Here is a 12767-nt window from a genome sequence, read left to right on the forward strand (position 1 = left end):
AATATTGCCAAGAAAATGGGGTACGTCCCCATTTTCCTAGCAACTTTCAGGGTACGCGCAGTTCGACGGCGTGCTCGCGCCGGTCGTCGGCCAGCGCGATCTCGTTGCCCGCCACCGCCACGCCATCGACCGTGAGGCCGGGCGCGCCGCGCGAAATGCGGATCGCATAGGTCGACGAACCGTAGCGATACGACAGCTCGAAGCCATCCCACTCGTCCGGCATCTTCGGCGCCAGCGACAGCCGGTCGCCGTTGCGCGTGACGCCCAGCAGCGACTCCAGGATCAGCCGGTACATCCAGCCGGACGAGCCGGTGTACCAGCTCCAGCCGCCGCGCCCCACATGCGGTTCGACCGCGTAGATGTCGGCCGTGACCACGTACGGTTCGACCTTGTAGATGGCGACGTTTTCCGCGCTGGATGCGTGCTGCACCGGGTTGATCAGCCGCATCAGCTCCCAGGCCTTCGCGGTATCGCCCAGCGCGGCGAACGCCATCACGGTCCAGACCGCGGCATGCGTGTACTGGCCGCCGTTTTCCCGTACACCCGGCACATAGCCCTGGATATAGCCGGGGTTCGGGTCGGCCTTGTCGAACGGCGGGTCGAGCAGCTGGATGAAGCCGGCGTCGCGGCGCACCAGCCGCGCGTCGACCTGCGCCATCGCGCCGCGCGCGCGCTCGGGATCGGCCGCGCCGGACAGCACGCCCCAGCTTTGCGAGATCGAATCGATCTGGCACTCTTCGCTTTCGTGCGAGCCGAGCGGCGTACCGTCGTCGAAATAGGCACGGCGATACCACTGGCCATCCCACGCGTTCTTCTCGACATTTTCCGCCAGCCTGACCGCCTCGGACCGGCATTCCGCGGCGAATCCGCCATCGCCGCGCCGCTCCGCCACCTCGGCGAACTGCCGCAGCACGTCGACCAGGAACCACGCCAGCCACACGCTTTCGCCCTTGCCTTCCGCGCCCACCTTGTCCATGCCGTCGTTCCAGTCGCAGGAGCCGATCAGCGGCAGGCCGCGCTCGCCGAAGCGCAAGCCGTGGCGGATCGCGCGCACGCAGTGCTGGTACAGGTTTTCCGCCAGCGGCGAGCGGCCGGGCATGTCGTAGTAGGAATCCTCGTCGGCCTTCACCGGCCGGCCTTCCAGGTACTGCGCTTCCTCGTCGAGCACCGACAGGTCGCCGGTCACCTTGACATAGCGGGCGGTGGCCAGCGGCAGCCACAGGTAGTCGTCCGAACAATGGGTGCGCACGCCGCGGTCGGACGGCGGATGCCACCAGTGCTGCACGTCGCCCTCGGCGAACTGGTGCGCCGCGCACAGCACCAGGTGCTCGCGCAGCAGCTGCGGTTCGGTATGCACCATCGCCATCGCATCCTGCAGCTGGTCGCGGTAGCCGAACGCGCCGCCGGACTGGTAATAGCCGCTGCGCGCCCACAGCCGGCAGGCGATGGTCTGGTACATCAGCCAGCCGTTGGCGATCACGTCCAGCGCCGGTTCGGGCGTGGCGATGCGTACCGCGCCCAGCGTGGCCTGCCAGTGCGCATGCACGGCGGCCAGCGCATCGCGCGCGGCGGCGGCACCGCCATGCTTCTGCGCCATCGTGCTGGCGTCGGCATTGCGGCGCCCGCCCATGCCCAGCACGAAGACCAGTTCGCGCTCCTCGCCCGGCAGCAGTTCGAACGGCACCTGCAGCGCGGCGCAGGCATCGAGGCCGGTGCCGACCTTGCCGGACAGCCGCTGGCGGCGCAGCGCGGCCGGACTGGCCAGCGTGCCGTTACGGCCCAGGAATTCGGTACGGTCCGAGGTCACGGTGCGCGTCGCCGCGTCGACGCTGAAGAACGCCACGCGGCCCGAGAATTCCATGTTGTACGGATTGCGGGCGAACAGCGCGCCGCTCACCGCATCGAGCTCGGTCACGACGTGCATGGCGGACTTCGAGCGCATCTCGCCCAGCACCCATTCGACATAGCCGGTGACCGACAGCTTGCGCGCCACCGGTGAACCGTTGCGCACCTTCAGCACGGTGTAGCGCACCGGCGCGTCGTTCGATACATACGTGGTCATGACCGATCCGATGCCCGCCTCGGTATGCTCGAAGGTGCTGTAGCCGAAGCCATGGCGCGTAACGTAATCGCCGCTGCCGCGCGCCGGCAGCGGCGTGGGCGACCAGAAGTGGCCGCTGGCTTCGTCGCGCAGGTAGAACGCTTCGCCGCCGGCATCGGTGACCGGGTCGTTGTGCCAGGGCGTGAGCCGGAATTCATGGGCGTTCTCATGCCAGGTGTAGGCTTGCCCGCTTTCCGAGATCACGCTGCCGAACTGCGCGTTGGCCAGCACGTTCGACCACGGCGCCGGCGTGACGCGCCCATGGCCGGTGACGATCACGTATTCGCGCCCGTCCGGCGTGAAGCCGCCGAAGCCGTTCCACAGGATCAGGTCGTGCGGCACGTGCGTGGCCGGGCCGGCGTCGTCATACTCGCCGCGCGAATCGGCCAGCAGCGGCGGCACGCGCAGCACCGGCGGGGCCGAGCGCTTGACCTGCTCGGCCAGCGGGCCGCGGGCATCGTTGACGATCATCCGCGCCACGGTCTGCAGCAGGATCCGGTCTTCGCTCGAGATCTGCTCGAGCGGCCGCACGAAGATGCCGCCCGGCCGGTCGATCGCCTGCGCATCGATGCCGGAAGCGATCATGCCGATGATCTGGTCGTACAGCGCCTGGCGGTAGCCGGAAGTGTCCTCGAACCAGATCACCAGGTCCACCGTCAGGCCCTTGAGGCGCCAGTAGGCGTGCGCCTGCACCATCTGCCGCGCCACCTCGATGTTGGCGGAATCCTTCACCTGCAGCAGCACGATCGGCAGGTCGCCGGAGATCGCATACGGCCACAGGTTCGACTGGCCGCGGTGGTTCTTGATCAGCACCGACGGATCGGCGCGCAGCGCGGCGTTCGGATAGATCACGTGGTTCGCCAGGCGGCTGTACAGCTGGCCGTCGGCTTCGCTGGCGTTCAGCTGGCGCAGCACCACCTGGCTGTGCGTCCAGGCCAGCTCGAAGACCCGGTCGGCCATGTGGCGGTCCTGGTACTTGTCGATCAGGTGCCGCGCCGCCTCGCGGGTCTCGGTCATGCCGGTGGCGATATCGATCGTCGCCGTGCTGTCCGGCGGCAGCGTGATGCGGTAGCGGATCGCCACCGCCGGGTCCAGCACCGACCCGTGGCCGCCGGCCAGCGGGCCCGGCTCGACCAGTGCGCGCGGCGCCCGCGCGCTGTTGCCGCGCCCGATGAAGTGGGCCCGGTCGGTTTCAAACGAGACTTCCAGCACCTCGGCATCGTGCACCGTCATCACGTGCAGCATGCACGGCGATTGCTCGCCCTTGCCGCGCGGGCGCCGCGTGCAGAGGATGGCGCTCTCGTCGCCCAGGATCTCGGTCTGCACGAACAGCTTCGAGAACGCCGGGTGCGCCATGTCGGCCGCGGCCGGCGCCATCACGACTTCGGCAAAGCTGGTCAGTTCGAGCGTGCGCGGGCGGTTCGAATTGTTCGTCACGCGCAGCCGGCGCATCTCGATATCGTCCTCCGGGGAGACCACGATGTCGGTATGCAGGTCGATGCCACGGTCGGTGCGCCGGTATTCGGCGCGGCCCTCGGAGAAGATCACCTCGTAGTGTTCCGGCTCGGCCAGCGTGGGCTGGTAGGTGTTCGACCAGAAGTGGCCGTCCTCGTCGCGCACGTAGCAGAACTGGCCCCAGTTGTCGCGCGTCGTATCCTCGCGCCAGCGCGTCACGGCCAGGTCGTGCCAGCGGCTGCTGCTGCCGCCCGCCGCCGTCACCATCACGTGGTAGCGGCCATTCGACAGCAACTGCACTTCGGGTACCGGCGTGTTCGGCTGCGCCAGCACGCGCACCGGCGCGGCCTGGTCATGCGAGGTGGAGCGCACGGCGGCGGCCTGCTCGGAACTGGTGGAGAAGAACGCGCCGATGCGCGGGCTGCGCTCCTGCAGCATCAGCAGCGCCGATTGCAGCATCGGGTCGGATTCGAAGCGGCGCTGCATCGGCCTGTCGTGCAGCAGGTACGACAGCGCCAGGAAACCCATGCCCTGGTGGTGCACCATGAACGATTTCACCACCGCGAACGGCTGGCCGCGCGGCAGCCGCGCCGGCGTGTAGTCGATCGCCTCGTAGAAGCCGTAGCGGCCGATGAAGCCGAGGCCGGCCATCTTTTCCAGGTTCTGGCAGGCCGCTTCCGGATCCACCATCAGCGCCATCATCGACGCATAGGGCGCGATCACCAGGTCGTCCGCCAGGCCGCGCTTCATGCCCAAGCCGGGCACGCCGAACGCGCGGTACTGGTAGTTCATCGCCGCGTCCACGGTGGTATAGCCGGATTCGGAAATACCCCATGGGACGTTGCGCTGGCGCGCGTATTCGATCTGTGCCGCCACCACCGAGCGGTAGGTCTGGTCCAGCAGGGTGCTCGGATAGGTCGGCATCACCAGCAGCGGCATCAGGTACTCGAACATCGAGCCGCTCCACGACATCAGCACCGGCTGGCCATGGACGATGGCGAGCTGCCGGCCCAGGGCGAACCAGTGCTCCTGCGGCAGCTGGCCCTGGGCCACGGCCACGTAGCTGGCCAGCCGCACCTCGGAGGCGAGCAGGTCGTAATAGCTGGCGTCGAGGCGGCGCTCGGTGACGTTGTAGCCGATCGCCAGCAGCCTGGTGGTGCGGTTGTACAGGAAACCATAGTCCAGCTGGGCGAAGCTGCACGCTTGCCCGGCCAGTTCGCGCAGGTGCGCCATGCGCTCGCGCGCCACGGCGGCGCCCTGCTCCACCAGCACGCCCAGCTGTTCGCGGCGCTCCCGCTCGCCCGGCGCCAGTTCCGACAGCGGCGCCCCGGCTGGCGGATACGACGCCAGTTCGCGCAGGGTCGGGATCTTCAGCAGCACGGTGTCGACGACGCCCGCGCCGGCCGCTTCCGGACCGGTGCCTGCGCCGATCCACGGCGCCAGCAGGACCAGGTCGTCGAAGGCGGCGCGGCATTGCGCGGCCAGCGCGCCGGCCCACGTGCGCGCGGTGGCGTTATCGGCCAGCGCCGGCTGGGCCGCGAACGCGTCGGCGGCGGCGCTGGCGCGTTCCAGGTACGCCCGCAATTCAGGCAGGCTGGAAGGATGCTGCTGCGGTACCAGCGCCTCACGCAGTGCCGTGATCGCCCCCGGATCGGCAGTGGCGGTGCCTTCCGCGCCGGCGAGCGCTTCCTGCAGCACGGCCAGCGTGGTTTCCAGTCCGGTGACGACCCGCGGCCCGACGACCGGTTCGTCCGCCGCGTTGAGCAGCGCCGCCTGCAGCACCAGCAGGTGGCCGGCCAGGTTGCCGCTGTCCACGGTCGACACGTAGACCGGGTGCAGCGGCTTTTTCGACTGGGTGTCGTACCAGTTGTAGAAATGCCCCTGGTAGCGTTCCAGTTCGCCCATCGTGTCCAGCGTGTTGCGGGTGCGTTGCAGCAGCTGCGCCAGGGTCAGGTAGCCGAAATCGTAGGCGCTGACGTTGGCCAGCAGCGCCATGCCGATATTGGTGGGCGACGTGCGGTGCGCGATCACCATGCCCGGGTGTTCCTGCACGTTATCGGGCGGCAGCCAGTTGTCGTCCGGCCCGACGAAGGTGTCGAACCATGCCCACGTCTTGCGCGCCACCGTATGCAGGAACTGGCGCTGGCCGTTGCCCAGCTGCGCCTGCAGGCGCTCGACCGGGCGGCTGATCCACCACGCCACCACCGGCGCCACCAGCCAGGCGACCAGGAAGATGGCGGCCGCCTCGAACGCCTTCATGCGCCACAGCGCCAGTGCGGTGCCCACGGCCAGCGCCAGCACCGGCGACATCCACATGGCGCGCCAGCTGGCCACCAGGCCGCCGTTCGCGCGCGACAGCGCCGAGGGGCGCCACTGCAGCAGGTGCCGCTTCGACACCAGCAGGCGCCAGGCCGTGCGGGCGATCGCGTCGAGGCTGATGTAGGCCTCGTAGGGCAGGAACACCAGCGACAGCCCGCCATGGGCGAACTGCAGGCCGCTGCGGCGCAGGGAGTTCGGCAGGTGCTGCCGCCACAGCGTGTCCGGCGACTTGTGCGACAGGTCGTACAGCGCGGCGGCGATGGCGGGCACGAAGATGATGGCCAGCACCATGCTGGTATAGAACCAGGGATGCGGCAACACGGCGAAGGCGAACAGCAGCGACAGCGTGAGTGCCGGCGCCACCAGGCTGCGGCGCAGGTTGTCGAACAGCTTCCAGCGCGACAGCGCCGACAGCGGGTTCTTTCCGCGCGTGCCGCTCGCCGTGGGCACCCGGCCGGCAAGCCAGCCGGCCAGTTGCCAGTCGCCGCGGATCCACCGGTGGCGGCGGCTCACGTCGTCGAGGTAACGCTGCGGATACTGCTCGTACAGCTGGGCGTCGGACAGCAGGCCGGCGCGCAGGTAGCAGCCTTCCAGCAGGTCGTGCGACAGGATGCGATTATCCGGGAAGCGTTCGCCCAGCACCTGCTCGAACACGTCCACGTCGTAGATGCCCTTGCCGATGAACGACCCTTCCGCGAACACGTCCTGGTACACGTCGGACACGGTGCGCGTGTACGGGTCGATGCCCGGTTCGCCGCCGCACAGCCGCTCGTACAGCGAGGCGTCCGGGCTGGGCAGGCTGACAGCCACGCGCGGCTGCAGGATGCCATAGCCGGACACCACGCGGTTGCAGCGCTGCCCGCCCGCCCCCCTGCCCATCTCCTTCACCACAGGCTGGTTCAGCGGATGGCGCATGGTGGCGATGAACTGGCGCGCGGAGTCCCGCGCCAGCTGCGTGTCGGCATCCAGGGTGATCACATATTTCACGGTCGGCAGCTGGCCGCTGTCGCCGACCACCAGCGTGAAGCGGTCGCGCGCGCCGCCGCGCAGGAAGCGGTTCAGGTCGGCCAGCTTGCCGCGCTTGCGTTCCTGCCCCATCCACGCTCCTTCGGCGGGATTCCACAGGCGCGGCCGGTGCAGCAGCACGAACGGGCAGGCGTTGTCTTCCTGCCCGTACTTGCGGTTCAGGTCTTCGATATGGGCACGCGCCCGCTCCAGCAGGCCGGCATCGGTGGGCAGCGTTTCAGCCGGTGCATCGGCAAAGTCGGACAGCAGGCAGAAATGCAGGTTCGGGTCGCGGTTGGCAAGGAAGCGTACCTCGAGCTGCTCGCACAGTTCGTCGACATTTTCCAGGCTGTAGAACAGCGACGGCACGACGACGATGGCGCGCGCATCGGAAGGAATGCCGGCCTTGAAATCCATCCGCGGCAGCGGGCTCGGATGCGTCACCAGCGTGGCCACCCAGTTCACCAGCGCCAGTGCCAGCTGGCTGCTGCCCATCAGGCCCAGCACGGCCAGCACCACGGTTTCCCAGCCGGCCACGCCGTCGCGCATCGCGCGCTCGACCATCAGCGCGGTGGCGATCACGGACAGGGCGGCGATCGCGCCCAGGTACGAGGCAAGCGGCGCGGCGCGCACGGTGGCGCGCAGCGATTCGCGCGGCGAACGGCGCCGCGCCACCTTCTTCTCCAGCAGCAGCACGCCCTTGTCGACCAGGTAGAAGCCCACGTGGCCGTGGCGCGGATCGTCGCTGCCGGCATGCGCGCGCGCCAGCTCGACCGCCTCCTGCGCCACCTGCGCCTCGGTAAGCCGGCAACCGCGGGCAACCTTTTCCACCACATGGCGGTAATGGTCGCGGGTGGCGAAGTCCATCGCGCCATAGATGCCGGACGGGTCTTCGCGCAGCGCCCGCTCCACGGTGCTCATCGTCTCGACGAATTCCTGCCAGTCCATCGTGCCGAGGAAGCGCAGGCTGCCGATCGTGTTGGCGATCGACACCTGGTCGGCCGCCTGCTGGCCGATCTCGGCCTGGATCTGCTGCTCGATCGTCTGCCCCGCTTCGGCCAGCCGGTAGGTGACCCAGGTGAGCGCCAGCGTGAGCGCCGGGCTCTGGCCCTGCAGGCGCCGCGCCAGCTCGGCCACGAAGCCGCTCGTGATGGGCGGATTGGAGCGCGCCATGTCGGCCACCAGCAGGATCAGGCCGGAAGGATTCTTGTCGGCGATTTCCACCATTCCGTCGGCCCAGCTGTTGGCCAGGTCGCGCTGGTAGCGGTTTTCGGCCACGCGCGCGGCCACCCGGCGCAGGTTTTCCAGCAGCGCCAGGCGCAGCATGATGGGAATCGCCCACAGCTCGCCCAGGGTCAGCGGGGCCAGTTCCTGGTAGGCCTCCACGAAGCGGCACAGGCTTTCCGGATCGACCCGCCCATCGCCATGGGCAATCACTTCCAGCGCCAGCCGGTAGACCCGCGGCGTGCCGTCGACCGCGCCTTTTTCAAGGCGCGGCAGCTCCTTGCTGTAATCCTTCGGCAAATGGCGCCGGGCGATGCGGATGTGTTCTTCGATCAGGTAGTAGTTATCCAGCAGCCATTCGGATGCGGGCGTGATCTGCCGCCCTTCCTTGACGGCGGACGTCAATTCCTCGGCGGTGCCACGCAGCACGCGGGCATTGTCGGCAAGGCGCGACAGCAGCTGGTCGGGGCCGCGGCGCTTGCTCAGCACATGCGTTTCCGCCAGCGTGCGGCCGTGGTGCGCCATCTGCTGGGCACTGTAGAGCTCTGCGCGGAACGGCAGGTCTGCTTCGGTATCGGGTGCGGCGGAACCGGGCGCGGCTTCCTGGAATCCGGCGATGAAGCCGGGCCACGATTTGAAGTGTTCTTTCAAGGGAGCCTCGCTTCGGGGTGGCTGGCAAGGAGGCCTGCCACGGCTGGAGTATGTTGCAGGAAATATTATGCCGTCGCACGTCACGCCACTGTTCGCTAGCGGACACAACGATGGTGCAGTGCAAAAAACCCGCCCTCGGCGCCATGAGCGTGGCTCAGGTAAACGTCAAAGGTGGCCCGTGGGCCGCCTCATGCAGAACCGGTTTGCCCCCAGGCTGCTCAGGACAGGGCGATACCGCCTTGCAGATGGTAAGCCTCGGCATAGCCCAGGCTGCGCAGGCAACCGGCGGCGCGGGCGCTGCGGTTGCCGCTGCGGCAAAAGAACACCAGCGGGACCCGCTCGGCCCGCGCCAGCCACGCGGGGAGCTCTCCCGCCAGCCGGCTCAGGGGAATGCTGACCGCGCGCAGGCCGGCGAACCGGGCGGTCGCCGCATGTTCGTACGGCTCACGGACATCGACCAGCAGCGCGGCGGGGTGCTCGCGCAGCAGGCTTGCCACGGCGGCCGCATCGAGATGCATGCCGGCGAGCGATGCCGGGGCGGTATCCGCGGGCGGCACCGTGCACAGCGCCGGTGGCGCATCGGGCGCATCCCTTCCCGGGCACAGCAGGATATTCGCGGGCAGCAGCTGCGCCAGGCCGGCAGGATCGGCGGCGCCGATGAAAGCATGGCGCGGCGCTTCGCCGTCCGGGCCTAGCAGGTAGCACTGGCGGCCGGTGCCGGACGCCAGGCGGCGCAGGCATTGCGCGCCCAGGCCCAGGCTGTCGCCGGCGGCCGGCCACCCCGTGCCGTCGTGCGTGGACAGCCGGACCGCCTCGCGATAGCCGTGCGCGCGCAGCAGCGTGCCGATGCGGTCTTCCAGCGCCGGTTGTGGATCAATCACGGCGCATCTGCCGCTGGCGGCATCGAACACCAGCCACGTGTGGCTGCCGCCAGCGCTCAGCTGCAGCAAGCCGTCCGGCCGTGCCGCCGTCGGTTCGCCCAGCAAGCCTGCCTGGCGCAGGGCCGCGCCGCAGCGGGCGATGCGCGCGCAGGCTTCCTCCACGGTGGCCTCTTCCATCAGCGGGCCGAACGACAGCCGCACGGCATTGCTGCTGCGCCATTCGGGCAAGCCCATCGCCTCCAGCACATGCGACGGTTGCGCCTTCGCGGCGGAGCAGGCACTGCCGGCCGAGACGCGCACGGCGGCGGCGTCGAACAGGTCCAGCAATTCCTTGCTGGACAAGCCTGGCACGGAAAAATTGAGCGTGGTCGGCAATGCCTTGTCGAAAGGCGCGTTGAAGACGATGCCGGGCAGCGCCTGGCCCAGCGCATCCGCCAGCCGGTCGCGAAACGCGCACAGTTCGGCATGGGAGCGGAACGTGGCGCCGTCCGGCAGGCTGCCCGGCTCCAGCGCCGCCAGCACCGCGCCGAACCCGGCGATGCCGGCCATGTTTTCGGTGCCGGAACGCCAGCCCGTCTCCTGGCCGCCGCCCTTCATCAGCGGCGTGAACGGTGCCCCGGCACGCACGTACAGCATGCCGACGCCCTTCGGCGCATATAGCTTGTGGCCGGAAAATGGCGCGTAGTCGATGCGGGTGGCGGCCAGGTCGAGCGGCAGCTTGCCCAGCGCCTGCACGCAGTCGACCATCCACAGGGCCGGGCTGTCCGCCAGCGCGGCGGCGATGCCGGCCAGGTCCGAGATCACGCCGGTCTCGTTGTTGGCGGCCATCGTGCAGACGAACGCGGCGTGTGGCGCCAGCCGGCGCAGCGCGGCAAGATCGTGGCGCCCGTCGTGCCCTACCGGCAGCGGCACGAGTTCCAGGTCCAGGCCCAGCAGTACATTCCAGTGCGCCAGGCTCTCCGGTACGGCCTTGTGTTCGGTGGCCCCGTAGACCAGCAGCGTGCCCGCCGGTTCCCCCGCGGTCCGGCGGGCCCGCACTGCGCACAGCGCGGACAAGACCGCGGTCTGGATGCCTTCGGTGGCGCCGCTGTTGAACATCAGCCGGCCGGGGCCGACTCCGAGCAGGCGGCAGGCGCGTTCGCGCGCGGCGTCCAGCAGCGCTTTTGCCTTCAACCCCGTGGCGTGAGTACTGCTGGGGTTGCCGTAGCGCTCCGCCATGGCTTCCGTGGCGGCCCGCAGTGCGGCAGGGAGGACGGCCGTCGTGGCGTTTCCGTCGAGATAGATTTCATTGTCCATCCACCCAGCTTAGCGGACAACGGCGGAGCAGCCATGCCAAATAGTCTTGTATTGACCGCATAATGAGCATGTTTGTTCTTATAAATTGGAAAATTCAGCATGGACGATCTCGACAAATTCGATTACGCGATCCTGGGTGCGTTGCAGGTGGATGGCACGCTGTCCGTGGCCGATCTGGCGGAAAAGGTCGGGCTGACCAGCACGCCCTGCTGGAAGCGCCTGAAGCGGCTGCAGGACGACGGCTACCTGGACCGCCGCGTCGCCCTGGTGAACCGCCGCAAGGCCGGGTTGCCCGTCACTGTGTTCGTCAGCGTGCGCACCAGCCAGCATGACGAACAATGGCTGGCCAGGTTTGCCGCCGCCGTCATCGCGCTGCCCGAAGTGATGGAATTCCACCGGATGAGCGGCGATGTCGACTACCTGCTGAAGGTGGTCACCACCGATATCGACGGCTACGACCGCTTCTACAAGAAGCTGATCCGGGTGGCCAACCTGACCGGCGTCTCGTCGGCTTTTTCGATGGAACAGATCAAATACACGACCGCGCTGCCGCTGGATCTGGTCGCGCATGGGGTCGCCATGGGATAATCAAAAGATGCGTGTAAGATCTTTGTTTAGTGTTTTGCTGCCCGCTCCCAGCACGGCCAGCATCCAGGAACGCCTGCGTGCCAGCGTCGGCGCCCTGCTGGGACTCTTCGTGACGGGCACGGTCGCCCACCTGATGCTGGGTGACGATGCGATCTGGCTGGTGGCGCCGATGGGTGCCTCGTCGGTGCTGCTGTTCTGCGTGCCGGCCAGCCCGCTGGCGCAACCGTGGTCCGTCATCGGTGGCAACGTCATCTCCGCCCTGGTCAGCGCCGCCTGCGTGCGCTGGCTGGGCCACCTGATGCCGATGCCCGCGCTGGCGGCGGTGGGCACGGCGCTCGCCATCGCCGTCATGTTCTTCATGCGCTGCCTGCACCCACCCGGCGGCGCAGCGGCACTGACGGCCGTGATCGGCGGCCCCGCCGTGCATGCGGCCGGCTTTTCATTCGCGCTGGGCCCGGTGCTGGTGGATTCGGTGCTGCTGGTGGCCGCGGCGATCGTCTACAACAACCTGACGGGGCGGCGCTATCCACACGCGCAGACGCTGTCGCATCCGAATCCGCATGCCACCAGGGATGAGGTGCCGACCGTGCGGCTGGGCTTCAAGCCGGAAGACCTGGATGCCGTGCTGCGGCGCTATGGCCAGGTGCTCGACATCAGCCGCGACGACCTGGAAGCGCTGTTCCTGCAGACCGAATTGCGCGCCTACCAGCGCCGCTTCGGCGTGATCACCTGCGGCGACATCATGTCGCGCGACGTGGTGACGGCGGAATTCGCCACGCCGCTGACGGAGGCATGGCACGCGATGCGCGAGCGCCATATCGCCGCCCTGCCCGTGCTCAATCCGGCGCGGCGCGTGATCGGCATCGTCACGCAGAGCGATTTCCTGAAGCACAGCGGCTTGGACGACTACCGCGGCATGCGCGAAAAGCTGAAGGAGTTCTTGAAGCCGACCGGCCTGTCGCACACGGAAAAGGCGGAAGTGGTGGGCCAGATCATGACGGCACGCCCGCGCGTGGCACAAGCCGATACGCCGATCGTCGACCTGGTGCCGCTGATGGCCGATGCCGGGCTGCACCACATCCCCATTGTCGACGCCAACGAGCGTTTCGTCGGCATCGTCACCCAGTCGGACGTGGTGGCCGCGCTGTACGAACACCGGCTCGCCGAAACCTCGGAACCGGCATGAGCGCTGCAAAACGCCAACCACAATCCGGTGACAAAAAAACCGGGGACAGGCTCCGATTTCC

At 68.5% G+C, this 12767-nt stretch carries 4 protein-coding genes; 2 read left to right on the plus strand and 2 right to left on the minus strand.

Annotated elements, in window-relative coordinates:
* Positions 1-46: 46 nt before the first annotated feature.
* Both EYF70_RS26970 and EYF70_RS26975 read right to left on the minus strand, forming a co-directional pair.
* Positions 47-8755, minus strand: a complete 8709-nt coding sequence (locus tag EYF70_RS26970; protein WP_371861683.1) for a glycoside hydrolase family 94 protein — start codon at positions 8753-8755, stop codon at positions 47-49.
* 218 nt (positions 8756-8973) lie between these two features.
* Positions 8974-10932 carry an aminotransferase class V-fold PLP-dependent enzyme gene (locus tag EYF70_RS26975; protein ID WP_131148123.1) on the minus strand — a complete coding sequence of 653 codons (1959 nt, stop codon included), beginning with the start codon at positions 10930-10932 and terminating at the stop codon, positions 8974-8976.
* Positions 10933-11031: 99 nt separating this feature from the next.
* Here EYF70_RS26975 and EYF70_RS26980 point away from each other — a divergent pair, with 99 nt between their 5' ends.
* Positions 11032-11520, plus strand: coding sequence for an Lrp/AsnC family transcriptional regulator (locus tag EYF70_RS26980; protein WP_131148124.1), 489 nt, complete (start codon positions 11032-11034; stop codon positions 11518-11520).
* A gap of 7 nt (positions 11521-11527) precedes the next feature.
* A complete protein-coding gene (locus EYF70_RS26985) occupies positions 11528-12706 on the plus strand; it encodes an HPP family protein (RefSeq protein ID WP_131148125.1) in 1179 nt (392 codons plus the stop codon).
* Positions 12707-12767: the final 61 nt, after the last annotated feature.

The sequence above is a fragment of the Pseudoduganella albidiflava genome, from assembly GCF_004322755.1.
Classification (GTDB): domain Bacteria; phylum Pseudomonadota; class Gammaproteobacteria; order Burkholderiales; family Burkholderiaceae_D; genus Rugamonas; species Rugamonas albidiflava.